We start from the raw sequence: 25,676 nt of genomic DNA, 5'->3' as shown, positions 1-25,676 counted from the left end.
GTGGCCGCGCTGGTGCAGTCGGGTGTGGCGGCGGCCAGGCTGGACAGCGCGATCGAGCTCGATGAGCGGGCCGAGACCTGGCGGCGGATCGAACGTGGCGAGCTCGACCTGCTCTACGTCTCGCCCGAGGGGCTGATGCAGCCGGCCATGCTGGACCGCCTGTCCCGTGTCCCGCTGGCGCTGATCGCCATCGACGAGGCGCACTGCGTCAGCCAGTGGGGCCACGACTTCCGGCCCGAGTACCGGATGCTGGGCCGGCTGGCCGAGCTGTTCCCGAAGGTTCCGCGGCTGGCGGTCACCGCCACCGCCGACGCCCGCACCCGCGAGGACATCCGCGCCGAGCTGCGCCTGGAAGGCTCGGCCGAGTTCGTGGCCAGCTTCGCGCGGCCCGAGCTAATCCTTTCGGCCGAGCGCAAGCGCGGCAACGTCGAGAAGAAGGTGGTCGAGCTGGTGACCGCCCGGCCCGGCCGCTCGGGCGTGGTCTACGCCGGCTCGCGCGACAAGACCGAGAGCCTCGCGCAGGCGCTGCGTGACGCGGGGGTCCAGGCGACGGCCTATCACGCCGGCCTCGACAAGAAGATCCGCGCCGAGCGGCTGGAGGAATTCCTGGAGGCCGACGCGGCGGTGATGGTGGCGACCATTGCGTTCGGGATGGGCGTGGACAAGCCGGACGTCCGCTTCGTGATCCACGCCGACCCGCCCGCCGCCATCGAGGCCTACTGGCAGGAAGTGGGCCGCGCCGGGCGGGACGGCGAGCCGGCCGAGGGGATCACCCTCTACGGCGCCGCCGACATGGCCTGGGCCTACCGCCGCCTCGCGGAGCGCGACGTGGACGACGGCGTCAAGCAGGTCCAGTCGCGCAAGGTGCGCCAGCTCTACGCCATGCTGGACGGCGTCTCGTGCCGCGCGGCCGCCGTGCGCCGCTACTTCGGCGAAGTCGACGTCGAGCCCTGCGGCCAGTGCGACATCTGCACCGGCGCCGTCGAGACCCAGGACGCCACCGTCGCGGCCCAGAAGGCGCTGTCGGCCGCCCACCGCCTGAGCGGCCGGTTTGGGCGCGGCCGGTTGGTCGACCACCTGCTGGCCAAGACCAAGGACGTCAGCGACTGGGAGGCCTCCCTCTCCACCTGGGGCATCGGCCAGGACCTGTCGGCCGCGCAGTGGAAGGACCTGACCGAGCAGCTGCTGTTCGAGGGCCTGCTGCGCGAGGACCCCAACGACGGCCGTCCGCTGGTGGGCCTGGGCGATCCCGACGCGGTGCGGGCCGTCTTCCGCGGCGAGCGGCCCGTCGCCATGCGCAAGGCCCCCGAGGGCGGCGAGAAGCCGACCCGCGGCCGGGGCCGCAAGAGCCGCGAGGCGATGGCCATCTCCGCTTCCGACCGGGCGCTGTTCGAGGCTCTGCGCGCCTGGCGCGCGGCCGAGGCCAAGGCCCAGCACGTGCCGCCCTATGTGATCTTCCACGACCGAACCCTGGCCGAGATCGCCGCGGTGAAGCCCGGCTCACGCGCCGCGCTCGCCCGCCTGAACGGCGTCGGCGAGGCCAAGCTGGCGCACTACGGCGAAGCGGTGCTGGAGGTCGTCGGGAACTTCGCCTAGCGCCTCATCGGACACGCGCTGCTTAGAATGCCGCTTGACTTATATCCATGATGGATATTACCAATGTGGACATAAGAGAGGCTTGCTTCCATGTCCGAACCCTTCAGCCGCCACGCAAAGCCCGCCGTCGCTGTCGACGTCGTCCTGCTGACGGTGGCGGAGGGCGCCCTGAAAGTGCTGGTGCAGCGCCACACTGACAGGGGCCTCGTCCTGCCCGGCGGGATCGTCCGGATCGACGAGCCGCTCGAGGCGGCCGTGGCCCGCGTCCTGGCTCAGAAAGCCCACCTGCCGGACGCCTTCGTCGAGCAGCTGTACACCTTCGGCGCCGTGGACCGCGACCCGAGGGGCCGCGTGATCAGCGTCGCCTACTACGCGCTGGTGCCGGCCGAGCGGCTGGCGACGGCGCTTGCGGCGGCGGATGACCTGCTGCTGGCCGTCATGGACGGCATCGAAGTTCGAGCGCCGAGCCGCCTCGGTTACGACCACGCCGACATCGTCCGCGTCGCCGTCGAGCGACTGCGGGCCAAGATCGACTACACCGCGGTCGCGCTGGAGCTGCTGCCCGCCGAGTTCACCCTGCGCGCGCTGCAGGACGTCTACGAGACGATCCTGGGCGTGCGCCTCGCCAAGCCCGCCTTCCGGCGCAAGATGCTGGACCGCGGCTTCCTGAAACCCACCGGCCGGCTAGAGACCGGCGGCGCCCACCGGCCCGCCGAGATCTACGTCCGCGCCTAGCAGAAGGGGTCGTCTCCCATGGCCGAGATCAAAGCCTATCCGTTCGTGCGCCAGCTGCGCAGCGAGGCCAGTGTCCACATCCAGAGCTTCAGCCGCGGTCGCCGTCGGCGCTCGGGCCGCGGCCTCGCCTTCTGGTTCGCGCCGGACGGCGCCTCGATCGTCGAGATCCCGATGGACGACCGGGACTTGCCGTTCCTGTTCAACAGCCGCTCGCGCGATTTCCAGGCCGTGAGCGTTCAGGGGATCGTGGTCTGGCGGGTCGCCGATCCGGAAAGCCTGGCCGAGCGCATCGACTTCACCATCGACCTGCGCCACGGGCAGCATCTGGGCCAGCCGTTGGACCAGATCGCCACGCTCCTGACCGGCCTCGCCCAGCAGCAGGCGGCCCAGTACCTGCTGGACCGCGACGTGGGCGCGATCCTGGCGGCCGGCGTCGAGCCGGTGCAGGCGCAGATCGAAGGCGGCCTGACCGCCTCGCCGCGGCTCGGGGAGATGGGGCTGGAGGTCGTCGCGGTCCGCGTCGCCGACATCTCGCCGGCCGCCGAACTGCAGAAGGCGCTGCGCACGCCCACCTTCGAGCGCCTGCAGCAGCAGGCCGACGAGGCCACGTTCCAGCGCCGGGCGCTGGCGGTCGAGAAGGAGCGGGCCATCTCGGAAAACGAGCTCGCCACCCAGATCGAGCTGGCCCGCCGCCAGGAGGAGCTCATCGCCCAGGAAGGCTCCAACGCCCGCGACCGCGCCCAGGCCGACGCCGCAGCCAAGCACATCGCGAGCGAGGGCGAGGCCAGGACCATCCGCACGATCCAGCAGGCCCGGGCCGACATGGAGCGGGCGCGTGTGGCGATCTACGCCGATCTGCCGGCCCACGTGATGCTGGGGCTGGCGGCGCGGGAGTTCGCCGGCAAACTCGAGAAGATCGAGCATCTCAACGTGACGCCGGACATGCTGACCGCGCTGATCGGCGACGCGCTGGCGAAGCGGGCGAGCTGAGCCATGTCGACCCTGCCGCCCCGGGCGGTCCTAGTGACGCGCGAGACCGACTACGAACGTCTGCTGGCGGTTCACGCGACGCGCGAGCAGGCGCGGTTCTTCCTCAAGACGCGCGGCCAGGACCTCGAGGAAGTCGCCGCCCGCCACGAGGCGTTCACTGCAGTATTCGGGGAAGTCCGTCGCGCCGTGCCCGACAGCTGGCGCGTGGCGCGGGTGATGCGAGCCGACCTCGACCGGTTTCTGTTCGCGCCCGAGGACGTGGTCATCGCCGTGGGCCAGGATGGCCTAGTGGCGAACCTCGCCAAGTACCTCACCGGCCAGCCGGTGGTGGGCGTGAATCCGGCCCCGGACCTCGTCGAAGGCGTGCTGGCGCCGTTCGAAGCACGCGAACTGCCCGGCCTGCTGCCGGCCGCGGCGGCGGGCGCGGTCGACCTCGAGCGACGCACCATGGCCAAGGCTGTGCTCGACGGCGGCCAGAGCCTCTCGGCGCTGAACGAGATCTTCATCGGCCACCGCACGCACCAGTCGGCGCGCTATGAGATCTCGCTGGGCGAGGCGCGCGAGCGTCAGTCGTCGTCGGGGCTGATCGTCACCACCGGCACGGGCGCTAGCGGCTGGGCGCGTTCGATCATGACCGCTACGCGCACCGAGCTCAGCCTGGCGGCCACAGAACCCCAGCTGGGACTCTTCGTGCGCGAGCCCTGGCCAAGCCTCGCCACCGGCGCGAGCATCACCTGCGGCCCGATCGACGCCGCGCACAGCCTGACCGTGACCTCACAGATGAACGAGGGCGGCGTGATCTTCGCCGACGGCATCGAGCAGGACATGCTGGAGTTCGGCTGGGGCCGGCAGGTGACCGTCGGTGTGTCGGATCAAACGCTCAATCTCGTCCGCGCCCGCTGAGCGGCCTCCGAAACGAAGAGGGGCCGCGCGGATCGCTCCGCGCAGCCCCGCTCCGAACGCCCCGTCGCGATCAGTTCCCGCCGAACTTCGCCTTCACCTCGACACCGACGATCCGCGGATCGTTCACGAAGCCGGTGAGGTTGTTGAAGTCGATGCCGCCTTCCAGCGACCGGTCGTTGGTGATGTTGCGGCCGAAGGCGGCCACTTCCCACGCCCCGCCCGCCGCGCGGTAGCCCAGGCGCAGGCCGCCCTCGAGCAGCTTGTCGTCGTTGAACTCGGCCGACTCGTAGAGGAAGAAGTTGACCTTCGAGCGGTAGGCCCAGTCGGTGAAGACGAAGATCTCGCCCTCGCCCATCGGCCACGAGTAGCCCGCCGTGATGTTGGCGATCCACTTCGGCGCGTTCGGCAGGCTGTTGCCGTCGATCCGTACCGTGCCCGCGATCGGGCCGGCCGGGTCCAGCACGGTGCAGGGCGCGCCGCACGGCTGGGTGAAGAGGGCCGGGTCCTTGATCTCGGTGTTGTTGTACGACAGGCCCGCCGTGATCATCAGCCGGTCGACAGGCTCCATCTCGGCGTTGAACTCGAAGCCGTAGCCCACCGCCTTGTCGGCGTTGAGCAGGCGGTTGAAGTTCGCGCCGCCGCCGACGGCGGTGATCTGCAGGTCGTTGGCCTTGTAGTAGAACACCGCCGCGTCGAAGCGGGCGCGAGCTTCGGGCAGCTTGCCCTTGATGCCCGCCTCGTAGGACATCAGCGTCTCCTTGTCGGCGACCGAGAGCGTATCGCCGAACACCAGGCGCCCCTGCACCGACGGGGCGCGATAGCCGCGCGCCACCCGGGCGTAGAGGTTGAGGTTGTCGGTCGCCGAATAGGTGGCGTTGACGTTGAAGCTGACCTCGCTGGCGTCGGGGCTGGTGGTGAGGATCGCCGTCGGCGGCGCGCCGAACGGCGAGAGCGTGCGCTGGGCCAGGAAGTCCTTCTTGTCGTCGGAATAGCGGACCCCGCCGCCGACGTTCAGCTGTTCGGAGACGTCATAGTCGACGTTGGCGAACAGGGCCCAGCTCTCGGACTTCTGGTTCTGGTAGGCGTAGCCGTCGAGCGCGCCGCCAGCCAGCGTGTTGTAGCTGTAGCTGTCGATCTTGATGCTTTCGTTGAAGTAATAGGCGCCGACCGTGTAGGCGAGCGACCCTGAGTCGCCGGCCAGGCGGATTTCCTGGGTGAACTGGCGGTGGAACGGGATGCCGTCGGCGCTTTCCGACGGGAACGGGATGAACCCCGGGCCGAACGGCGGGGCGAACGAGGCGCCGAAGCCGCCGTCGATGTCGCCGCGCGAGTAGGCGTCGACCCGCTCGTAGGCGGTGATCGAGGTGAGTTCGGGCAGGCCCTCGCCGAAATCGTAGGTGAGTTTCAGGTTGGCGCCGGAGGACTCGATCTTCTGGACCGCGCGCGACTGGGCGTCCTGGCTGATTTCGTCGCGCTTGAAGCCCGGGACGAAGTTGTTGGTGCCCTGCTGGATGATGTTGGCGCGGAACACGCGCGGCGTGCCGTCCAGGTGCTGGTAGTGCAGGTTGAGCAGCGCCGAGAGCTCTTCGGTCGGCGTCCAGAGCAGCTGGCCGCGGATCGCGAACTGGTCGTAGCCCTCGCTGTCGTTCTTGTCGCCACCCTGGGTATTGTCGACCCAGTCGTTGCGATGCTGATAGAGCGCCGATAGGCGGGCGGCGAGCACGCCGTCGATGATCGGGCCCGAGACCGCGCCTTCGACGTTGATGGTCGAGAACGTCGCGTACGACGCCTGGGCGTAGCCCTCGACGGTGTTGGTCGGCTTGGCGCTGTCGAACTTCAGCACGCCGGCCGGGGTGTTGCGGCCGAACAGCGTGCCCTGCGGGCCCTTCAGCACTTCCACCTGGTCGATATCGAACAGCGGGAAGCCCTTCAGCACCGGCGTCTCCATGACCACCTCGTCGTAGACGAACGAGACGGGCTGGCTGGCGTTGAGGTCGAAGTCGGTGTTGCCCAGGCCGCGGATGTACGGGCGCGGGAAGGTGCGGCCGAAGCTGGATTCCAGCGTCAGGCTGGGCACACGGGCCGAGAAGACCCGGATGTCGCCGCCGGACGAGCGGATCGCGTCCAGCTTCTCGCCGCTGACGGCGGTCACGGCGAGCGGCACGTCGTTGATGTTCTCGGTCCGCTTCTGGGCGGTGACGAGCACCTCTCCCACCTCGACGGCTTCGCTTGCGGTCTGCGCGGCGGCGGGTGTGACGAGAACGAACGCGGCGACGGAGGCGCTGGCGGCCAGCAGGGCGCGCAGCGACGCGGACGTGTTCATGGATGGATCCTCAGCTCTGCGGGGGTGCGAGTCGCCCCGATCGGGCCATGGCTACACCATAGCGTCAGCAAACGGTCATGAACCCGACACCGCCGTCACATGAATGCGCGCGCGCGTGATCGTTGCGCAACAGTGCCCGAAGGGTGTTCATTACCTCGTTTCCGCCTCCGACCTGCGCTGTCGCAACGGTCCCACGGGGCTCGCGTTGACGTCTGATCCCACGCCTTACGAACGGAGGGTTCGATGCTGTCGCCGTCGCATCTGGAAGCCGCGCTGAGCCGCATCCAGCGTATCGTCAGCACCGCGTCGCGACCTGAGCCCCCACTCACCGAACACGAGGCGTTCGAGCAGATCGTGGAGGCGCTCGAACTCGCCGGCTTCGGCGCGCCTGTCATGGATCCGGAGCTGGAAGCCGTCGCGCGGGAGCTGGACCGCCGCCGGCACTAGGGCTCAGGGCTTCACGACCGGGTACGAGATGATCAGGGCGAGCGCCTTGTCGCCGATCTGGCGGATGCCCACCACCGCGCCGGTGTAGAGATAGGCCGCCATGCCGGGCGTGAGCTTCGCCGTCTTGCCGTCCGAGACCACTTCGCCCTCGCCCGACAGCGCGTAATAGACCTCGTCGTGGGCGATCGGGTGCGGGCCGATCGCCGCGCCCACGTGCAGCACGCGCTTGCGGAACTCCATCGTCCGGTTCGGGACCGCGTCGCTGATCCGGTAGGCCGTACTCAGGCCAATGGCGCCGTGCGGCGGCGGCTCCTGGCGCATCACCGTCCGTTCGTCGACGATCACCGCCGGCGGCGCGGCCAGCGCGGGGGCGCCGGCCAGGGCGAGCAAGGCGGCGAGACAAGAGCGCATGGGGGGACCTCCAGGACCCGCCCAGAATGCCGCGCCGCGCGGCCGCTCCCTAGCTGAGAGCGGTCAGGCCGCGACGGTGCGGCGACGGCGCAGCGCCGCGCCGGCCAGCCCGAAGCCCCCGATCATGAGCGCCCAGGTGGCCGGCTCGGGAATGCCCGGGCCCACCGCCTGTTCGCGGAACGCGTAGTTCACGAAGCGGTCGGACTCCTCCGCCAGAACGGCGTCGAAGGCATAGGCCGAGATGTCGAGGCCGAAGAAATCCTTCGAGCCCTGGGTGTCGACCAGCACGTTGCCTGGCATTCCGACGATCACGTACCAGGCCTCTTCGTTGATGTTTGCGACCTCCGTGGAGATGAAGTAGTCGGCCGCATTGCCCCCGAAGAGTTGCGCGGCCGCCTCCTGGGCCGACAGCGCCGCCGAGGGTGCAGGACCGTCCGTCAGTCGCCAGCTGCCCACAAGAACCTTTGCGGCGTTCGCGACGCCCGCGGAGAAGAGGATCGTCGCCGCGGCGCCGGCCGCGAGGAGCTTGCGGTAGTCCATGGTGCACCTGCCAACCGTCGCGCGAATCAACCCGCGCGTTCCGCATATCAGAGTTGCCGAAACCTAAACGCGATACTAATGCACTCGCCCGCTGGTTGTAACGATTCCATCAGGCGTAGAAATCGCAGCAGAAAACTTGCCGCTTGGGACGCTTTTATTGCCGATCAGCCTTCCAGCACATCTGTCAGCCACACGTTCACCGCGTCCAGCGCCGCGAAGTGCGCAACCACCGCGTCGACCAGATCCGGCGAGGCGACCAGGGCCGGATCGTCGATGTCACGCCAGACGTTCAGGCCCTTGCGCTTGAGGAGCTCGGCGCGCGGATGATCCGCCGGATAGGGCGCCGGGACGCGTTTCAGGTCGGCGTCGTGCTGGCGCGCGCCAAGGCTTGCGACAAGCTCAGCAAGTTCGCCGCCCCAGGAGTCGTCGGACACGGCCTTGCGGTAGCGCTCCAGGTCGGCGGGGCCGAAGTCGAAGGCGCCCACGCCCAGCGTCAGGGTCTCGGGCTCGAGGCCGAAGTAGAAGCCGCCGCGCCGCCGCGGCTCTCCGCCCGCCCGCTGGTGCTGGAAGCCCAGGTGCAGGTGGGTGTTGTAGGGAGACTTGTCCTTGGAGAACCGCACGTCGCGATGGATGCGGAACAGCTTGCCGCCCAACGGCACGCCGGCCAGCGCCTCCAGCCTGGGTCGCAGCTCGGCGACGAGCGCCTCGGCCGGCGCCTTGAAGACGCGCTCGTAGTCGGCCTTGTGGGCCCTGAACCAGGCGCGCTCGTTGTTGGCCCTCAGCTCGCGCAGGAAGGCCTGGGTGTCGGGGAATCCGAGGAACGGGGCGTCCATGGGTCGGACACTATGGCCGCTTTCGCTGGGACGGCTAGGCCTTGGGGCGCGGCTGGGTCATGGGGCCTGGCGGATCTCCACGGCGTCGCCCGGGCGGGCGGTGTCCAGCAGAGCTTCGAGATCCGGCCGCGCGATGGCGATGCAGCCCTCGGTGGGCGGAAAGCCCGGCCGGCAGATGTGTAGGAAGATCGCCGAGCCCATGCCCGGCACCGGCGGGTCGTCGTTGTGCCCCAGCACCACCACGATGTCGTAGACGCCGTCGTCGCGCCACAGCCGCTCGGCGCTGGCGGGGTAAGGCAGCTTGACGTGGCGGTTGTAGGCGGGGTCGGCCGGATCGTCGCACCAGCCGTCATCGGGGCTGAGGCAATGGACGCGGATCTCGCTGGCCGGCGGCGGACCGCGGTCGGGCCGGTACCAGACCTCGCGGATCGGCCAGATTCCGGCGGGCGAAGCGCCGTCGCCCTCGCGCTTGGTGGCGGCCGGAACCACGCCGGCCGGACCCAGGGCGCAGCGGACGCGGTGTCCGTCGAAGCTCAGCCAGCCGTCCGAGGTCGCAAGGAAGATCACCGGGCGTCGAACTCCAATTTGGCAAAACCTTTTGCCGCACCCCCAACAGATGGTGTTTGTTGCCGCGCATGGCTCAACGCAAGACTCTCCTCATCGTCGACGACGACCAGGACCTTCGCGGGGCGATCGCCGAGCAGTTGCAGGCGGAGAGCTTCCAAACCGTCGAGGCCGCTACCGCGGGCGAGGGCGTGCGCATGGCCCGCGAGGCCAAGCCCGACCTGATCCTGCTCGATGTGGACCTCCCCGACATGGACGGCCGCGAGGCCTGCCGGCGCATGCGCCAGGACGGCGTGGCGACCCCGGTGATCATGCTGACCGCCGCCGACACCGACGACGACACCGTCAAGGGGCTGGACAGCGGGGCCAACGACTACGTCACCAAGCCCTACAAGTTCGCCGTGCTGCTGGCCCGCATCCGGGCGCAGCTGCGCGACTACGAGCATTCCGAGGGCGCGATCTTCCGCCTGGGCGCCTACGAGTTCCGGCCGGCCGCCAAGGTGCTGGTGGACGAGAAGGGCAAGAAGATCCGCCTCACCGAGAAAGAGACCAACATCCTGAAGTACCTCTACCGCGCCGGCGAGAAGGCCGTGTCGCGCGAGGAGCTGCTGGCCGAGGTCTGGGGCTACAACGCCGGCGTCACGACGCACACGCTCGAGACCCACGTCTATCGCCTGCGCCAGAAGATCGAGCCCGATCCGGCCAACGCCCGGCTGCTGCTCACGGAGGCCGGCGGCTACAAGCTGGCGCCGTAGTCCCGGACCACGGAATGGGATGCCCGGCGGCCGCCGCAAGGCGCGCGCATGTCGTCGCAACACCTCGCAACTGATCGCGGGGCGTAGTCACTCCCCGCAACCCAGACGCGACGTCTACGACAACACCTTCGAGTTGGCCGGCGTCGGCACGAAGAGCTTCGTGATCTGATCCGCGGGTCGGCGGGCTTGGTCTAGAGAACCAGGTCCGCCGACACCGGCGCGTGGTCCGAGGGCCGCGCCCATTCCCGGACATCGTCGTGCACCCGACTGGCCGCGCAGCCCAGGCGGAACGCGGCGTCCCTCAGACCCGGGCTCACAAGGATGTGATCCAGGCGCAGGCCGCGGTTCGAGGCGCGGAAGTCGGCCGCGCGATAGCTCCACCACGAGAACATCCTCGCCGGGTCGGGCGTCGTCGCCCGCGGCAGGTCGATGAGGTCCAGCGAGGCCTTCATGGCGTAGAACGCCTCCACCTCGGCCGGCGTGTGGCTGACCACCTTCGACATGTACTTATGGTTCCAGACGTCGGTCTCGCTGGGCGCCACGTTGAGGTCGCCGACGATGGCCAGTGGCGCGGCCTTGTCGCGCTTGCCGAGCTCGGCCGTCAGCTTCTCGTAAAAGTCCAGCTTGTGGTCGAACTTCCTGTTCTCGGTGCGGTCCGGCACGTCGCCACCGGCCGGGATGTAGAAGTTGTGGATCTCCACGCCGGCCACCTTGGCGCCCACGCAGCGGGCGTGGCCCTCGCGGCAGACGTCCAGCTTCGGCGCGTCCTCGATCGGCAGGCGCGAGGCGATGGCCACCCCGTGCCAGCCCTTCTGGCCGGCGATGCGCAGGTGCGGCAGGCCCATCTCCTTGAAGGCGTTCACCGGGAACTCGCCCTCGCGGCACTTGATCTCCTGCAGGCAAAGCACGTCGGGCGCCTGCTCCTGGACAAAGCGCGCCGCCTGTTCAGCGCGCAGTCGGACGGAGTTCACGTTCCAGGTGCAGATTCGCAGTCGCATCAGCCGGTCTTAGACGAAAGAAAGCCCGGGCGCTTGGCGCGCGCCCGGGCCGTGTGAGTTGTCTCTCATGCCGCCGCCGGGAGGGGATAGGTTCCGGCACGGATTTCGTCAGCACAACCGGTGCGCCGACGACGTAGTGACAATATCGCCACACTTCGACAGTTTGTCAAAGCACTTTCACGCGAGCGCTTGCGTGTGTCACCTACGCAACACTTCGCGAGTCGGCCTAGGTCTTTCCGCGGCCTGGGTTCTTCGGCCGCGGATCCTTCAGCACGAACAGCGAGCGGTCGAGGCCCGCGGCGCGCTCCAGACCCTGGAGTTGCACACGCGTAGGTCGTCCTTGCGCATCAATAACCGTCCAGCCTGCAAGAGCAAGGGGGTTGTCGGTGAACGACAGCGAGATCTGGCCGGCCGTTTCCTTCTTCCCGTCGCGAGCGGTGATGGTGAAGCCGTCGGCCAACCGCTGCACGCGGGTGATCGCCACGCCGCGGTCCAGCCGGATGGTCTTGGCCAGGAACAGCGAGAGCGGCGTCGCGCCCAGCGGGTACTGGTCGAAGGTCTTCAGCCGCTTGTCCTGCACCGACACCACGCCGCCGTCCGAGACGACCAGCAGGCCCGAGGGTGGGTCGTAGGCGAAGCGGGCCTTGCCGGGCCGCTTCATGTAGAGCGCGCCGGTCGTCGAGCGGCCGCGGTGGTCGGTCTGCACGAAGCGGCCCTTGGCCTCGCTGAGACCCTCGAGATAGACCACGGCGCGGTTCACCAGCGCCTGGTCGGCGGCGCTCAGGCCCACTTGCGCAAACGCAGGCGTGGCGAAGGGGGCGGCGGCGAGGGCGAGGGCCAGGCTGCGTCGGGTGAAGGTCATGCTTGCTCCGTAACGTGCGATGGCCCTATCGCGCCAGCGGGGCGGCAATAGGGCTTAGGCAAGGCGGGGCAACGCCGAAGCTCGGGAGGGCGTTCCGGATGGCGATGATCGAGGACCTGGAGCGCCGCATGCGCGAGGCCGCCGACGCCGGCGACTTCGAGACCGCCGCGTTGCTGCGCGACACCATCGCGCGGATCCGCTCGGGCGAGTCGGGCCTCACTGAGCAGGAGCCGGGCAAGATGGGGCTGGGTTCCAGCCAGGAGCGCTACGTCACCGAAGGCCGCCGGCCGCCGCGCCGCAAGTTCGACCCCATGACCAGTGGCCACAAGCCGGGCGGCCGGCGGTCGAAGTAGCCCGTCAGGGCGCTGCCGACACCAGGATCTCGCGCTTGCCGGCGTGGTTGGCGGGGCCGACGACGCCTTCCTGCTCCATGCGCTCCATCAGCGAGGCGGCGCGGTTGTAGCCAATCTGCAGGCGGCGCTGGATGTAGCTGGTCGAGGCCTTGCCGTCGCGGGTGACCACGGCCACGGCGCGGTCGTAGAGGTCGTTGCTCTCGCCGTCGCCGCCGAAGCCCAGGTCGCCCTCCTCCGCCTCGTCGTCGCCGCCGGCGGTCACCTCCTCGAGGTAGCTGGGCGTGCCCTGGTCGCGCAGGAACTTGGCCACCGCTTCGACCTCGCCGTCCGAGACGAAGGGGCCGTGCAGGCGGGTGATGCGGCCGCCGCCGGCCATGTAGAGCATGTCGCCCTGGCCCAGCAGCTGCTCGGCGCCCTGCTCGCCCAGGATGGTGCGGCTGTCGATCTTCGAGGTGACCTGGAAGCTGATCCGAGTCGGGAAGTTGGCCTTGATGGTGCCGGTGATGACGTCCACCGACGGGCGCTGGGTCGCCATGATCAGGTGGATGCCGGCGGCGCGCGCCATCTGGGCCAGGCGCTGGACGGCGCCTTCGATGTCCTTGCCGGCCACCATCATCAGGTCGGCCACCTCGTCGATGATCACGACCAGGTAGGGCATCGGCTCGGGCCGGATCTTCTCGCTCTCGTAGGTCGCGCGGCCGCTGTCGTCGAAGCCGGTCTGCACCGTCCGCTCGAAGTGCTCGCCCTTGGCCAGGGCCTCGCGGGCGCGCTCGTTGAACGAGGCGATGTTACGCACGCCGATCTTCGACATCCGCCGATAGCGATCCTCCATCTCGCGCACGGTCCACTTCAGCGCGACGATGGCCTTCTTCGGGTCGGTGACGACGGGCGCCAGCAGGTGCGGGATGCCGTCGTAGACCGACAGTTCCAGCATCTTCGGGTCGATCATGATCAGCCGGCACTGCTCGGGCGGCAGCTTGTAGAGGATCGACAGGATCATGGCGTTGACGCCCACCGACTTGCCCGAGCCGGTGGTGCCGGCGATCAGCAGGTGGGGCATCTTGGCGAGGTCGGCGATGTAGGGCTCGCCGCCGATCGTCTCGCCCAGCGCCACGGGCACGACCTGGCCGCCCCGCTCGTACTCGGACGCCGCCAGCAGGTCGCGCAGGTAGACGGTCTCGCGCCGCTGGTTGGGCAGCTCGATGCCGATGGCGTTGCGGCCCGACACCACCGAGACGCGGGCCGAGGCGACGCTCATGGAGCGCGCGATGTCGTCCGCGAGCGCCACGACGCGGGCCGACTTCACGCCGGCGGCGGGCACCAGCTCGTAGAGCGTGACCACGGGGCCGGGGCGGATCTGATCCACCTGGCCGCGCACGCCGAACTCGGCCAGCACGCTTTCCAAGAGCTGGGCGTTCTGGCGCAGCGACCCTTCATCGAACTGGGCGGCCCGCGGCTTAGACTTGGTCAGCATCGAGAGCTCGGGGAGCTGGAAGCCGCCCTCCTGGGCGAAGACGAACGTGCCCTGCGCCTCCTTCGCCTCGCGGGCGCTCTCCTTGGGCATGGCCTTCGGCGCCTTCACCTGCAACACCGGGGCGTCGGCGCTGGCGGCCGGCGCGATCGCCTCGTCGTCGAAGGCGGCGTCGGGGATGACCGGATCCGCCTTGGCCCGGCGGGCGACCTTGACCGCCTTGGGCTCGGGCCTGGCGGCCTTGAGTTTCGGTTTCGGCGTCAGCGCATGCGCCAGGCCGTCGGCCAGGCCCCGGAAATCGACCCGCGACAAGCCCAGGCCGTAGCCGTAGGCGATCGCGCCCCCGACGGCGAAGACGATACCGGCGATGAGCTCGCCGGTGGGCAGGCGTGCGTATTCGATGAGGCCGGCGAAGGCGCTCAACAGCGTGTCGCCCCAGAAACCGCCCAAGCCCTTGGCCAGGGGCCAGGCGGCCGGGGTCGGCGCCCAGGCGAGTGCGCCCGCCAGCGCCAGCAGGCCCAGCGTCCCGATGGCGGCGCGCAAGCGGAGGCGCCCGCGATGGAGATCCGGCTCGGGATCGGCCACGCGCGACAGGCCGCAGGTGACGATCAGAAGGGCCGCCAGCCCGGCGGTCACGCCCAGCGACTGCACGCCGATGTCGGCCATCACGGCCCCGCCGCCGCCCAGCGCGTTCGTGGGCTCGGCCGGTCCCGCGGCGTTCAGGCTGGGATCGGCCGCGTTGTAGGTGGCGAAGGCGGCCGCCAGCGCGACACCGAAGGCGGCCGTCACACCGCCGCGCAGGCGCGCCGTCGCCGGATGGTTCCAGGTCAGCCTGGCGATGTGGAGGACGAGCTCTCCGCCGGTTTTCCGCGCCGCCCGCGCCATAACCTTGAACCACTCCAAACAAGTCGAACCTGACCTGTTTGGGCCAGGGACCGTTAATCGGCCGTTTACCGTGATTTTCTGCGACACCATCGGCCTTCCTTGGGCCGCGATGGCGGACTAGTTTCGGCGCATGAACTGGTCGATGCCCCGTCCCGTGCTGCAGCTCGTCGCCACCGGCCTCGGCGTGGTGTGGCTGGGCGCCTTCGCCCTCGCCGCCTTCACCGCCCCGCCGCGCGGCCGCCTGCCCGGCGAAGGCCCGCAAGGCGCCAGCGCCGAGATCCTGCAGGCAACCGAAGCCACCCCCCTCATCGACGAGCGGCTGGCCGGCACGCCTGAGCCCGAGGAGCTGACCGAGGAAGAGAAGGCCGCCCTCGAGGCCGAGAAGAAGGCCAAGGCCGAAGCCGCCGCGCTCGCCAAGGCCGAAGCCGCCAAGGGCGCGCCCGCCGGCCCCGAGGCGCTGGTCCCGATCCCGCCGCCCGTGGTGGCGAAGGTGGAGCCGACGGCGCCCGCGCCGCCCCCGCCGAAAGTGGAAGAGCCGGTGTTCTGAGGCGCGGCGCGCCTACACCCCGTTCTTCTTGAAGAACGCCAGCATCTTGCCCCAGGCGTCCTCGGCGGCGTCCTTCTTGTAGGAGGGCCGGTAGTCGGCGTGGAAGCCGTGCTGGGCGCCCGGATAGACGATGATGTCGCTCGACGTCTTGCCGGCCGCCTTCAGCGCTTCCCTCATCTTTTCGACGTCGGTCAGCGGGATGCCGTTGTCCTTCTCGGCGTAGAGGCCCAGTACCGGCGCTTTCAGCTCGGCCACCAGGTCCAGCGGGTTCTTGTTGCTGGGGTCGTTGGCCATGCCGCTGGAGAGCCGGCCATACCAGGCGACGCCCGCCTTGAAGCCCGGCACACGGGCCACCGCCTCCCAGGTTACCGCCCCACCCCAGCAGTAGCCGGTCACCGCAACGCGCTTGGCGTCGGCGAAGGGCTGGGCCTTCAGCCAGTTCAGCGCCGCCTGGATGTCGCCCATCACCTGGGCGTCGGTGGCGGTGGCCACGATCTTCATGATCTCCGGGAAGTTCGTCATCGTCGACGGGTCGCCGGCGCGGATGAAGAAATCCGGGGCGATCGTCACATAGCCCGCCTTGGCGAGCCTGCGCGCCGTGTCGCGGATGTACTCGTGCAGGCCGAAGATCTCGGAGACCAGCACCACGCACGGGTGCTTCCCGGCCTTCGAAGGCCGCGCCACATAGGCGGGGATCTCGCGGTCGGGCGCTTTGATCTGCACCGTGCCGGTGGTGAGTCCCGCCTCGTCGGTCTTCACGGGCTGGGCCTCGGCCGACCACGCCGCCACGGCGTAGCCGCCGGTCAGCGCCAGAGTCAGGCCGCGGCGCGACAGGTTCACGTCTTCCGGGCGCGTGCCGTCCGGGCGGGTCAGGGTCACCATTGGCGGTTTCCTTAGCTGGCAGTTGGCGTGATGCTGGGCGCCACCACACCGACAGCGCAGGTGGACGTCAACCGCAGATGGCCCCGGTCCGCATGAAACCGCTCTCGCTGCGCTGGCTGACCGCGGCCGAGCAGGCGCTGGCGCGCGAGGTCTTCGGCTCGGGCATCCGGCCTAAGCGGGTGCGCATCTTCGCCCAGCCGATCGTGCCGCGGCCGTTCACGCCCGGGTCGGCGGGGATCGTCTACCCGGTCGTCGAGTCCCTCACCGATTTCACCGAGGGCGCGCTGCCCGACCTGGCCACGTTCGTGCACGAGCTGACCCACATCTGGCAGGCCCAGCACGGGGTCATCCTTCCGTTCGCCAAGCTGCAGGCGGGCGACAGCGACGCGACCTATCGCTACGACCTGGACCGCCAGACGTTCGCCCAGATGAACATCGAGCAGCAGGCCCGGGTGGTCGAACACCACTTCGTGCTGTCGCGCCAGGATGTGCTGATCACCGGTCGCCCGCCGCCCTTCCCGCGCGAGCGGTACGAGGCCCTGCGGGGCTGGTGGTTCACACCGTGACCGTTTGTCCCTACCCGCTTTGCGGACATTCGCCCTTGCAGCCGGGGCAATTTCCCCCATATCGGCTCTCGAAGCTGGGTTCCGCGAAGGGAAGGCGGGCTCGGCCAGACACCTAATCGAACCGGGGGCGTCGCTTTTCCTCGGGCGCTTCACTAGAAGGCCCACCCGCGGCGTCCGCCAACAAGGAGCGAGCAAGACTTAGGCTATGAGCAAGATCATCGGCATCGACCTCGGCACGACCAACTCGTGCGTGGCCATCATGGACGGGAAGAACCCGAAAGTGATCGAGAACGCCGAAGGCGCGCGCACCACGCCTTCGGTCGTGGCTTTCATGGATGACGGCGAGCGGCTCGTCGGCCAGCCGGCCAAGCGCCAGGCGGTCACCAACCCCGCCAACACCCTCTTCGCCATCAAGCGCCTGATCGGGCGCAACTACGCCGACCCGATGGTGGAGAAGGACAAGGGCATGGTGCCCTACGAGATCACCAAGGGCCCGAACGGCGACGCCTGGGTGAAGGCGCACGGCAAGGACTACTCGCCCCAGCAGGTCTCGGCCTTCATCCTGCAGAAGATGAAGGAAGCCGCCGAGCAGCACCTCGGCGAGAAGGTCGAGAAGGCGGTCATCACCGTCCCGGCCTACTTCAACGACGCCCAGCGCCAGGCGACCAAGGACGCCGGCAAGATCGCGGGCCTTGAAGTCCTGCGGATCATCAACGAGCCGACGGCGGCCGCGCTGGCCTACGGCCTCGAGAAGAACGAAGGCAAGAAGATCGCGGTCTACGACCTGGGCGGCGGCACGTTCGACGTGTCGATCCTGGAGATCGGCGACGGCGTCTTCGAGGTGAAGTCGACGAACGGCGACACCTTCCTGGGCGGCGAGGACTTCGACCTGCGGATCGTCGACTACCTGGCCGACGAGTTCAAAAAGGAACAGTCCGTCGACCTGCGGAAGGACAAGCTGGCCCTCCAGCGCCTCAAGGAAGAAGCCGAGAAGGCGAAGAAGGAGCTCTCCTCGACCACGCAGTACGAGGTGAACCTGCCCTTCATCAGCATGAACGCGTCGGGTCCCTTGCACCTGAACGTGAAGCTGTCGCGCGCCAAGCTCGAAGCGCTGGTCGAGGACCTGATCAAGAAGACGGTCGGTCCCTGCGAGCAGGCGCTGAAGGACGCAGGCCTGAAGAAGTCCGACATCGACGAGGTGATCCTGGTCGGCGGCATGACGCGCATGCCCAAGGTCGTCGAGACGGTGAAGGAGTTTTTCGGGCGTGAGCCCCACAAGGGCGTGAACCCGGACGAGGTCGTGGCGCTGGGCGCCGCGGTCCAGGCCGGCGTGCTGGGCGGCGAGGTGAAGGACGTCCTCCTCCTCGACGTGACCCCGCTCACCCTGGGCATCGAGACCCTGGGCGGCGTGTTCACTCCGCTGATCGAGCGCAACACGACGATCCCGACCAAGCGGTCCCAGACCTTCTCGACCGCCGACGACAACCAGTCGGCGGTGACGATCCGGGTCTTCCAGGGCGAGCGTCCGATGGCGGTGGACAACAAGATGCTGGGCCAGTTCGACCTGGTCGGCATCCCGCCGGCGCCGCGCGGCGTGCCGCAGGTCGAGGTGACCTTCGACATCGACGCCAACGGCATCGTCAACGTCCAGGCGCGCGACAAGGCGACCAACAAGGAACAGTCGATCCGCATCCAGGCCAACGGCGGCCTCTCGGACGCGGACATCGACGCCATGGTCAAGGAAGCCGAGTCCAACAAGGCCGAGGACGAGAAGCGCAAGGCGGCCGTCGAGGCCAAGAACCAGGCCGACGCGATCATCCACTCGTCCGAAAAGGCCCTGGCCGAGCACGGCGACAAGGTCTCGGAAGCCGAGCGGAGCGCCATCCAAACGGCTCTGGACGACCTGAAGGGGTCGCTGGACTCGGGTGACGCCGAGGCGATCTCGGCCAAGACCCAGACCCTCATCCAGGCTTCGATGAAGCTGGGCGAGGCCATGTACAAGGCCCAGCAGGGCGACGCCGGCGCGGATGCGGCCGGCGGCGCCGATGCCGAGACCTCCTCGGACGACGTCGTCGACGCCGAATTCGAGGAAGTCGACGGCGACGGCAAGAAGTCGGCGTGACAACGCGCCCCATGGCCGCCCACCGCATGAAGTGCGATCTGGAAGGCCATGGGGACGTCGCCGCCGCTTTCGCGGGACTAGTGACCCCCGTCCGCTCGGTGCTAAGCCTTGCAGTCGGGCGGGGGTCCACCCACTTCATTTCACATCGGTTTCTGAGCGCCTGACGTTTTCATGCGGGACTATTACGAGATCCTGGGCGTGGACCGCGGTTGCGATGACAACGCCCTCAAGGCCGCGTTCCGCAAGCTGGCGATGGAGCACCATCCCGACCGCAATGGCGGCTGCGAGGAGGCCTCCGGCCGCTTCAAGGAAGTCAACGAGGCCTACTCGGTCCTCTCCGACCCGCAGAAGCGCGCCGCCTACGACCGCTTCGGCCACGCCGGCGTCAACGGCCAGGGCGGCTTCGGCGGCGGGAACGGCCAGTTCCACGACGTCCACGACATCTTCAACGAGGTGTTCGGCGACGTATTCGGCGACATGTTCGGCGGCCGAGGCGGCCGCGGCCAGCGCGGCGGTCCGGCCCGCGGTTCGGACCTGCGCTACGACCTGGAGATCACCCTCGAGCAGGCCTTCGCCGGCGCCGAGGTCGAGATCACGGTGCCCGCGACACTCACCTGCGAGACCTGCGACGGCTCGGGCGCCAAGCCCGGCACCAGCCCGACGCAGTGCACCACCTGCCACGGCGCCGGCCGCGTCCGCGCCAGCCAGGGCTTCTTCTCGATCGAGCGGGCCTGCCCGCGCTGCGGCGGCTCGGGCCGCATGGTCATGGATCCCTGCGTCGACTGCCGCGGCCAAGGCCAGGTGCGCAAGAACCGCACGCTGGCGGTCCGCATCCCGGCGGGCGTCGACGACGGCGCGCGCATCCGCCTGGCCGGCGAGGGCGACGCGGGCCTGCGCGGCGGGCCGCGCGGCGACCTCTACATCTTCGTCTCGGTCCAGCCGCACGAGCTCTTCGAGCGCGACGGCCTGGACCTGCTCTGCACGGTGCCCGTGCCCATGTGCACCGCGGCCCTGGGCGGCGAGATCGAGGCCCCCTGCCTGCTGGGCGGCGAGAACTGCGACGGAAACTGCAAGATCGAGGTCAAGGTGCCCGAGGGCGCCCAGACCGGCCGCACGGTGCGTGTGAAGGGCCGCGGCATGCCGTCCCTGCGCGGCCGCGAGCGCGGCGACCTGGTGGTCGAACTGTTCGTCGAGACGCCGACCAAGCTCACCGCCCGCCAGAAGGAGCTGATGCGCGAGATCGCCTCGCTCTGCAGCGAGCAGCAGCACCCCAAGGCCGCCGGCTTCATGGGCAAGGCCAAGCGCTTCTGGAGCTCCGCGACGGGCGCGGCGTAAGCCTATCCCTCCCCGTCATGGGAGGGATGACTAGCGCTTGGGTCTCAAGGCGACGAGAACATTCCCACCCGCCTGGCCGAAGCTGGCGTAGCCCGAGTTTACGAACACCATGCCGTCGCCGGCGAAGAGGCCGGCCGCGTCGATGGACCCGCCATTCCCGGGGATCTTGTTCACCGGCTGATAGGCCGTTGCGGCGGTGTCGACCATGTGCAGCACCTTGCCGGTGGCCGCATCGAACACCCAGAGCCGCCCGTCCAGCGAGCCGGCCAGCAGCGCCCCGTCGATCACGAGCGGCGCGGCGGAGAGGCCGTAGCGGGTCCTGCACGTCGAGACCTTGGCCCGCGGACCCTCGCAATCGGGCGCCGCGCGCCATTGCCAGGCGACCTTACCGCTGACCACGTCGACGGCGTGCATGCCGGCGGCGGACCTGTCGGCCGGCACGTTCGGGTCGCTGATCGGCGCGAACACGCGCACGCCATCGGTGGCGATGCCCCAGTGCACGCCACCCAGGGCCGTGCCCTTGCCGAACTGGTGGCGCCACAAGACCTCGCCCGTGGCGGCGTCCAGCCCCCAGACGTCGCCCGACTTCTGGCCGCCCAGGATGATGTCTCTCCCGCCCTTGCCGCGGAAGATCACGGGGCCCGCCCCGAAGTCGTGGTCGAGCAGCACGCTGCCCTCGGCGGCGAAGTAGCAGTTGGGGCCGACGGGCCGGCCGCTCGCGGCGACAGAACCCACGGGGCAGCTCATGTTCCAGACGTCGTTGGCCAGCGCCTGGAAGACCCACCTCTGCTTGCCGGTGGCGAGGTCGATCGCGGCGATCGCGTCCGAGGTCTTGGTGGCGGGCGGCGAGGTGTTCTCGCCGGTCGAGGCGTAGACCACGCCCTTCTCCACATCGACCGAGGGCGACGACCACACCGGCGCGCCCGAGGGCCCGAACGCGGCGGCGCCGGCGCTGTTCGTGCGGCCGAGCGGCTTGGCGTCCTCCATGGTGTGCCAGGTCCACAGGACCTTGCCGTCCTTGCCGTCCACCGCCGCCACCGCGCCGTGGCCCTTGCAGCACTCGTAGACCGGCCGCATGGCCGCGCCCACGTCGCTGCCCGAGATCGGCACGATGATCTTGCCGTCGTGGATCAGCGGCGAGCCCGAGAGCGGCGCCGTCTTGTCGTGCCGTGGATCGGCCCGCCAGAGGATCTTGCCGGTCGCCGCGTCAAGGGCGATGAGGTTGCCCGAGGCCTCGCTGCCGACCAGGCCGAGCGGCCCGCCCTTGCCCAGCCGGCCATAGGCCAGGGTGTTGCGCACCTGCGACGGCGTCGGGGTGGCCCACTTCACGCAGCCGGTCTTCGTATCCAGCGCCAGGATGTGGTTCGCCTGGCCGGCCGGGTAGAACAGCGTCTGGCCCACCACCACGCCGCCGCCGCGCAGACCCGAGGTGCGCGGCATGGCCAGCGCCCAGGCCACTTCCAGCTTCGCCACGTCGGCGGTCTTGAGGGCCGCCTGGGCCGCGCTCATCCGGCGGCTGTTGTCGTGGTCGACGCCGAAACTGGTCTGCGCCGGCTTCGGCGCGAGGTCGACGGCGCGTTGCCCCTCGGCGCAGCGGTTGTCGTCGATCCAGGCCGTGCCCACCGGCGCTTCCGGCTTGGCGAGGTAGGCCACCACGGCGCGCAGCTGGTTGCGGTCCAGCCCGTCGCCGATCGGCTTCATCACCCCGGTGGTCAGCGCCGCGTTGATCGTCTGGGCGCTCATGGTCCGCAGCGTCGCCACCGGCGCGGCGCGGCTGCCCGCCTCGGGGGCGTCGTGGCAGGCGGCGCAGAACTGGTCGTAGACCGCCTTGCCCGGAGGCGGCGCCTCGTCGGGCGCCTGGGCCTGGGCCAGGCTGCCGAGACCAAGTCCTGCCAGCGCCATCGCCGCGGCGGCCACGCCGCCGCCCGCAACCTGCTTCCAGAGACCCATGCGCTTCCCTGTATGCCGTACCGGTCCTTCGACCTGTTCTGGCCGGGAGGCTAACCCCTTCGGGCCCACGCGCGAATTGCCTCACTGAAATCCGCCGGTGCAGGTTTGCGGCGGCGCGTCCTTTCCGGTAGAGACACCGCTCCGCTGAAGACGCACCCGTAGCTCAGCTGGATAGAGCGTTGCCCTCCGAAGGCAAAGGTCACACGTTCGAATCGTGTCGGGTGCGCCAGCGAAACCAAACTTGAGCAGGACGTGGCCGTCGCGGTTACGCGCGAGGCCGTCACCTCGTCACGAATTAGCCGGCGACGCCGATCGCCGCGCCGGCGTTTCCAAGGGCGGCGGCGATCGCCTCGCTGAACGTCAGCGCCGCGACCGCCAGCGTCGTACAGACGATGCCCATGAGAAGCACATATTCGGCCGCGGTGGCGCCCGACTCGTCGCGCAGGAACTTCATCACTGGCCAACACCCCAAGTGCTCCGGGCCCTGCCGGACTTCGCGCCGCCCAGATTGAGACGGCTGGGGCGGCCGGTTGCCAGAAGCGTGCCGCGACGGCTCCGCTCGGCGAACCTCGCTGCCCAGAGTTGGCGGCCCTGGAGCCGCGGCCGAGATCTGGGAGGGTTTCGCGTGGCGCCGCGTGCCTGTTCTCCCAACGTACGCGAAAGTGTACGGAAAGTTCTGGATTCCCCTATTGGGCGAACTGTAAGGAAATAAGCTTGACCAATTAGCATGAATTAGAGCTGATTAGGATCAGACTTCTCGAAAGGTATATTCTCCATCAGTCCGACACCTTGCAGGCGATTGCGATATTGGCGCGACCGGGAAGCAAGTATTGATCATCCGGATAGACGGAGCCGCGCTGATTGGCCTCAATCGTCTTGCGCGGCTATCTGCGCCACCTTTCTTGACGTCGCCTGCGCCACGCGGGCGGCTTCTGCGGAAGGCGTCAGCACCCCGAAGCAGGCGCAGGGCCCCGGCATCGCCGGGGCCCTTTGCGCTTGGTGCCCTTGCATGGCGTCAGGCGGCGCCCAACCCGCCACGAGGTTCGCGCCATTCGCGCCATATCCGAGTTCTGCTCGCCTCGCGGGCGAGCATGGTTGCCAAATCCTTAACAATCCTTGATTCACCAAAACCGCGCAGAAAGCCTGGACACGCGGACAGATGGCGTTTCGGAATTCGCCGGCGATACGAAGAAGCGAGGCGCACCTGCCCGCTTTCCGCCCGCGCGTCCCCGTCCGCTTCCTCACCACGGGCAAGCGCCGCACCTGGTGGCGCTGGGCGTTGTTCCTCGGTTTCATCGCGCTGAACGAGGCCCGCGGCGTCTATGTGGTGGCCGAGTTCCTGAAGGCCTGGAATTCGTAGACGACCGTTTCCGTTGCTTGACGCGCAGGGCGCCGGGCTAGGGTCTGCGCTCGACAAGGGGAGCGCGGGCATGGCCGGGTCCAAGGTCGCCTATTCGGCGGAAGGCATTGAGTTCGTGGGGACGCTGTTCCAGCCGCAGGGTTCGGGGGCCGCGCCTGGCGTGCTGGTGGCCCACGAGTCGCCCGGCGTCACCGAGCACACGCTGAACGCGGCGCGCAGGCTCGCCGGCCTGGGCTTCGTGGCGCTGGCGACCGACTATCAGGGCGGCGGCCAGGTGGTGACCGACCGCGACGAGATGATGCGCCGCTTCCAGTGGTTCATGGCGGACCCCAGCCACATCCGCGCGCGTATGCGCGCGGCGCTCGAGGCGCTGAAGGCCCAGCCGCGGGTCGACGCGGGGCGCCTCGCCGCCCTGGGCTACTGCTATGGCGGGGCCGCGGCCCTGGAACTGGCCCGGGACGGGGCCGACCTGAAGGCGGTCGTGGGCTACCACTCGACGCTGACGACCGCGCGGCCCGACGACGCGGCGAACGTCCGGGGCAAGGTGCTGGTCCACATCGGCGCCGACGATCCTGCGGTCCCGGCCGAGCAGCGGACGGCGTTCGAGCAAGAGATGACCAAAGGCGGCGTCGACTGGCGGCTGATGCTTTACGGCCGCACCGCCCACAGCTTCACCAACCCGGAGGCCGACGGCTGGGGCATGCCGGGCTTCGCCTATTCGGCCGACGCAGACCGCCGCTCGTGGGCCGCGACGCAGGACCTCTTCGCGGAGTTGGGGCTGATCTAACCCCTTCACGACCAACCCTGTTGCCGCGAGGCAACATTGCTCGCCTCACAGGCGACCAACGGTCGGCTGGGCCTGCCATTGCGACGCTTTTTTGACTACGCCTGCCCGCAATCAAGCAGCGCGAAAAAAGGCTGCGATTGCGGAAGGACCTCCTCATGAATTCCCGGAAGATCGCACTGACCGTGCGAGCTAGCGCGCTTGCGCTCCTGATCGGCATGCCCGCCGGCGCCGCGTTCGCGGCCGACGAAGTGTCCGAAGTCGAAGAACTGGTCGTCACCGCCCGGAAGCGGGACGAGCAGCTGATCGACGTGCCGTTCTCGGTGGCCGCTCAGAGCGAGCAGGTCATGCGCAACCGGGGCGTGACCAACGTGGAAGAGCTGTCGCGCACCATCGCCAGCTTCACCGTCCAGAACCTCGGCCCCGGCCAGAGCCAGGTGGCCATCCGCGGCATCTCCGCGGGCCAGATCGTCCGCGACCAGCCCGGCGTGAAGGAACAGGTCGGCGTCTACCTCGACGAATCGGTGATCTCGCTGTCGCTCTTCACCCCGGACCTCGACCTCTTCGACCTGAACCGCGTGGAAGTGCTGCGCGGCCCGCAAGGCACCCTGTTCGGTTCGGGCTCGCTGTCGGGCACCGTGCGCTACATCACCAACCAGCCTGACCTCGAGGCCTTCGAAGGCGTGATCGAGGCGACCGCCTCGAAGATCCAGGGCGGCGACATCGGCTGGGACCTGAAGGGCTCGGTCAACATGCCGATCAACGAGCAGATGGCGCTGCGCGTGACGGCCTACAACACGCAGTTCGCGGGCTTCATCGACGCGATCCAGCCCGACGGCAGCGTGAAGAACGACGTCAATGACGGCTATCGCCGCGGCGTCCGGGCGGCGCTGCTGATCCAGCCGACCGAGAACATCTCGCTGACCCCGCGGGTGCTATACCAGAAGATCGACGTGGACGGGTTCAACCGCGTCGACCTCTACAACATCCTGGGCAACGAATTCACCACCACGCGGCCGCGCTTCCAGCTGGGCGGCCTGAAGCAGTTCACCCAGCTCAAGGAGAAGTTCGAGGACGAGTTCTTCCTCGCCGACCTAACGCTGAACTACGACTTCGGCCCGGCCCGCCTGACCTCGATCTCGTCGTTCACCGACCGCGAGGTCCTGGTGCTGCGCGACGCGACGGCGCTGACCGGCTCGATCACGGGCGGCTCCATCGGCCTGCCGGAAGCAGTCTACACGATCGACGCGCCGCTGGCCGACACCACCGACCTGCAGACCTTCACCCAGGAAGTGCGCCTGACGTCCACCGGCGAAGGCCCGCTGCAGTGGGTGGTCGGCGGGTTCTACTCGCACATCGACCGCGACTATGCCCAGGACCTGTTCGTGCAGGGCTTCTCGGCGATGACCGGCATCCCGACGCAGAGCGACGTGGCCCCCACGGACCACCTCTACTACTCGACGG

Annotated in this window: 25 protein-coding genes, 1 tRNA gene and 1 pseudogene; 16 read left to right on the top strand and 11 right to left on the bottom strand. The window is 69.1% G+C overall.

The window, feature by feature from the left end; genetic code table 11:
- The 4 genes from VGD44_RS01660 to VGD44_RS01645 all read left to right on the top strand — a co-directional run.
- A partial coding sequence (locus tag VGD44_RS01660; protein WP_331083203.1) for a RecQ family ATP-dependent DNA helicase occupies positions 1 to 1,596 on the top strand: 1,596 nt, incomplete at its 5' end.
- A 90-nt stretch (positions 1,597 to 1,686) separates the two neighbouring features.
- Positions 1,687 to 2,331 carry an NUDIX hydrolase gene (locus VGD44_RS01655; protein ID WP_331083201.1) on the top strand — a complete coding sequence of 215 codons (645 nt, stop codon included), beginning with the start codon at positions 1,687 to 1,689 and terminating at the stop codon, positions 2,329 to 2,331.
- 18 nt (positions 2,332 to 2,349) lie between these two features.
- Positions 2,350 to 3,321 (top strand): SPFH domain-containing protein, encoded by a 972-nt coding sequence (locus tag VGD44_RS01650; protein ID WP_331083199.1) that lies wholly within the window; start codon positions 2,350 to 2,352, stop codon positions 3,319 to 3,321.
- Positions 3,322 to 3,324: 3 nt separating this feature from the next.
- Positions 3,325 to 4,224: a hypothetical protein gene (locus tag VGD44_RS01645; RefSeq protein WP_331083197.1), complete on the top strand. Its 900-nt coding sequence runs from the start codon at positions 3,325 to 3,327 to the stop codon at positions 4,222 to 4,224.
- A 70-nt stretch (positions 4,225 to 4,294) separates the two neighbouring features.
- Here VGD44_RS01645 and VGD44_RS01640 read toward each other — a convergent pair whose 3' ends face one another.
- Positions 4,295 to 6,547 carry a TonB-dependent receptor gene (locus tag VGD44_RS01640; protein ID WP_331083195.1) on the bottom strand — a complete coding sequence of 751 codons (2,253 nt, stop codon included), beginning with the start codon at positions 6,545 to 6,547 and terminating at the stop codon, positions 4,295 to 4,297.
- A 243-nt stretch (positions 6,548 to 6,790) separates the two neighbouring features.
- Between VGD44_RS01640 and VGD44_RS01635 the strand changes: the two genes are divergently transcribed.
- Positions 6,791 to 6,994 (top strand): hypothetical protein, encoded by a 204-nt coding sequence (locus VGD44_RS01635; protein ID WP_331083192.1) that lies wholly within the window; start codon positions 6,791 to 6,793, stop codon positions 6,992 to 6,994.
- A 3-nt stretch (positions 6,995 to 6,997) separates the two neighbouring features.
- Here VGD44_RS01635 and VGD44_RS01630 read toward each other — a convergent pair whose 3' ends face one another.
- The 4 genes and pseudogenes from VGD44_RS01630 to VGD44_RS01615 all read right to left on the bottom strand — a co-directional run bounded on the left by VGD44_RS01630 (position 6,998) and on the right by VGD44_RS01615 (position 9,345).
- The gene (locus VGD44_RS01630) at positions 6,998 to 7,405 is read right to left on the bottom strand and encodes a cupin domain-containing protein (RefSeq protein ID WP_331083190.1); all 408 of its coding nucleotides are present in this window, start codon (positions 7,403 to 7,405) and stop codon (positions 6,998 to 7,000) included.
- Between the two features lie 63 nt (positions 7,406 to 7,468).
- Positions 7,469 to 7,570, bottom strand: a pseudogene (locus VGD44_RS26475) (PEPxxWA-CTERM sorting domain-containing protein); the annotation flags it as partial.
- 539 nt (positions 7,571 to 8,109) lie between these two features.
- Positions 8,110 to 8,778: a DUF2461 domain-containing protein gene (locus VGD44_RS01620; RefSeq protein ID WP_331083186.1), complete on the bottom strand. Its 669-nt coding sequence runs from the start codon at positions 8,776 to 8,778 to the stop codon at positions 8,110 to 8,112.
- Between the two features lie 57 nt (positions 8,779 to 8,835).
- Entirely contained in the window at positions 8,836 to 9,345 is a 510-nt protein-coding gene (locus VGD44_RS01615) for a L,D-transpeptidase family protein (protein WP_331083184.1), read from the bottom strand.
- A gap of 68 nt (positions 9,346 to 9,413) precedes the next feature.
- Here VGD44_RS01615 and VGD44_RS01610 point away from each other — a divergent pair, with 68 nt between their 5' ends.
- The gene (locus tag VGD44_RS01610; RefSeq protein ID WP_331083182.1) at positions 9,414 to 10,097 is read left to right on the top strand and encodes a response regulator transcription factor; all 684 of its coding nucleotides are present in this window, start codon (positions 9,414 to 9,416) and stop codon (positions 10,095 to 10,097) included.
- Positions 10,098 to 10,116: 19 nt separating this feature from the next.
- A complete protein-coding gene (locus VGD44_RS01605) occupies positions 10,117 to 10,266 on the top strand; it encodes a hypothetical protein (RefSeq protein WP_331083179.1) in 150 nt (49 codons plus the stop codon).
- Positions 10,267 to 10,288: 22 nt separating this feature from the next.
- Here the strand turns inward: VGD44_RS01605 and VGD44_RS01600 are convergent, their stop codons facing one another.
- Both VGD44_RS01600 and VGD44_RS01595 read right to left on the bottom strand, forming a co-directional pair.
- Positions 10,289 to 11,095, bottom strand: coding sequence for an exodeoxyribonuclease III (locus VGD44_RS01600; RefSeq protein ID WP_331083177.1), 807 nt, complete (start codon positions 11,093 to 11,095; stop codon positions 10,289 to 10,291).
- Between the two features lie 226 nt (positions 11,096 to 11,321).
- Positions 11,322 to 11,957: a LolA family protein gene (locus tag VGD44_RS01595; protein ID WP_331083175.1), complete on the bottom strand. Its 636-nt coding sequence runs from the start codon at positions 11,955 to 11,957 to the stop codon at positions 11,322 to 11,324.
- Between the two features lie 98 nt (positions 11,958 to 12,055).
- On the opposite strand from VGD44_RS01595, the gene VGD44_RS01590 reads away from it, so the two are divergent.
- A complete protein-coding gene (locus VGD44_RS01590; RefSeq protein ID WP_331083173.1) occupies positions 12,056 to 12,310 on the top strand; it encodes a UvrB/UvrC motif-containing protein in 255 nt (84 codons plus the stop codon).
- 4 nt (positions 12,311 to 12,314) lie between these two features.
- Here VGD44_RS01590 and VGD44_RS01585 read toward each other — a convergent pair whose 3' ends face one another.
- Positions 12,315 to 14,666, bottom strand: coding sequence for a DNA translocase FtsK (locus tag VGD44_RS01585; protein ID WP_331083171.1), 2,352 nt, complete (start codon positions 14,664 to 14,666; stop codon positions 12,315 to 12,317).
- A 142-nt stretch (positions 14,667 to 14,808) separates the two neighbouring features.
- Between VGD44_RS01585 and VGD44_RS01580 the strand changes: the two genes are divergently transcribed.
- Complete coding sequence (locus VGD44_RS01580) at positions 14,809 to 15,213, top strand: hypothetical protein (protein ID WP_331083169.1); 405 nt, start codon at positions 14,809 to 14,811, stop codon at positions 15,211 to 15,213.
- Between the two features lie 12 nt (positions 15,214 to 15,225).
- Here the strand turns inward: VGD44_RS01580 and VGD44_RS01575 are convergent, their stop codons facing one another.
- A complete protein-coding gene (locus VGD44_RS01575) occupies positions 15,226 to 16,095 on the bottom strand; it encodes a dienelactone hydrolase family protein (protein ID WP_331083168.1) in 870 nt (289 codons plus the stop codon).
- 92 nt (positions 16,096 to 16,187) lie between these two features.
- Here VGD44_RS01575 and VGD44_RS01570 point away from each other — a divergent pair, with 92 nt between their 5' ends.
- The 3 genes from VGD44_RS01570 (at position 16,188) to dnaJ (ending at position 20,118) form a co-directional block, all read left to right on the top strand.
- Positions 16,188 to 16,661 carry a hypothetical protein gene (locus tag VGD44_RS01570; RefSeq protein WP_331083166.1) on the top strand — a complete coding sequence of 158 codons (474 nt, stop codon included), beginning with the start codon at positions 16,188 to 16,190 and terminating at the stop codon, positions 16,659 to 16,661.
- Between the two features lie 205 nt (positions 16,662 to 16,866).
- Positions 16,867 to 18,783 carry a molecular chaperone DnaK gene (dnaK, locus tag VGD44_RS01565; RefSeq protein WP_331083164.1) on the top strand — a complete coding sequence of 639 codons (1,917 nt, stop codon included), beginning with the start codon at positions 16,867 to 16,869 and terminating at the stop codon, positions 18,781 to 18,783.
- A 171-nt stretch (positions 18,784 to 18,954) separates the two neighbouring features.
- Positions 18,955 to 20,118: a molecular chaperone DnaJ gene (dnaJ, locus tag VGD44_RS01560; protein ID WP_331083162.1), complete on the top strand. Its 1,164-nt coding sequence runs from the start codon at positions 18,955 to 18,957 to the stop codon at positions 20,116 to 20,118.
- Between the two features lie 30 nt (positions 20,119 to 20,148).
- Here dnaJ and VGD44_RS01555 read toward each other — a convergent pair whose 3' ends face one another.
- Positions 20,149 to 22,068: a PQQ-binding-like beta-propeller repeat protein gene (locus VGD44_RS01555; RefSeq protein WP_331083159.1), complete on the bottom strand. Its 1,920-nt coding sequence runs from the start codon at positions 22,066 to 22,068 to the stop codon at positions 20,149 to 20,151.
- A gap of 152 nt (positions 22,069 to 22,220) precedes the next feature.
- Between VGD44_RS01555 and VGD44_RS01550 the strand changes: the two genes are divergently transcribed.
- Positions 22,221 to 22,297, top strand: a tRNA-Arg gene (locus VGD44_RS01550).
- 66 nt (positions 22,298 to 22,363) lie between these two features.
- Here the strand turns inward: VGD44_RS01550 and VGD44_RS01545 are convergent.
- Positions 22,364 to 22,522, bottom strand: a complete 159-nt coding sequence (locus tag VGD44_RS01545) for a Flp family type IVb pilin (RefSeq protein WP_331083157.1) — start codon at positions 22,520 to 22,522, stop codon at positions 22,364 to 22,366.
- Between the two features lie 705 nt (positions 22,523 to 23,227).
- Between VGD44_RS01545 and VGD44_RS01540 the strand changes: the two genes are divergently transcribed.
- The 3 genes from VGD44_RS01540 to VGD44_RS01530 all read left to right on the top strand — a co-directional run.
- Positions 23,228 to 23,428 carry a hypothetical protein gene (locus VGD44_RS01540; protein WP_331083155.1) on the top strand — a complete coding sequence of 67 codons (201 nt, stop codon included), beginning with the start codon at positions 23,228 to 23,230 and terminating at the stop codon, positions 23,426 to 23,428.
- 70 nt (positions 23,429 to 23,498) lie between these two features.
- The gene (locus VGD44_RS01535; RefSeq protein WP_331083153.1) at positions 23,499 to 24,215 is read left to right on the top strand and encodes a dienelactone hydrolase family protein; all 717 of its coding nucleotides are present in this window, start codon (positions 23,499 to 23,501) and stop codon (positions 24,213 to 24,215) included.
- A gap of 155 nt (positions 24,216 to 24,370) precedes the next feature.
- Positions 24,371 to 25,676, top strand: a 1,306-nt coding sequence (locus VGD44_RS01530; RefSeq protein ID WP_331083151.1) for a TonB-dependent receptor plug domain-containing protein, incomplete at its 3' end; no start/stop codon positions are given.

The sequence above is a fragment of the Phenylobacterium sp. genome (assembly GCF_036402295.1).
Taxonomy (GTDB): domain Bacteria; phylum Pseudomonadota; class Alphaproteobacteria; order Caulobacterales; family Caulobacteraceae; genus Phenylobacterium.
Note: the sequence above shows the minus strand (reverse complement) of the source record. Positions and strands in the feature narration are given on the sequence as shown.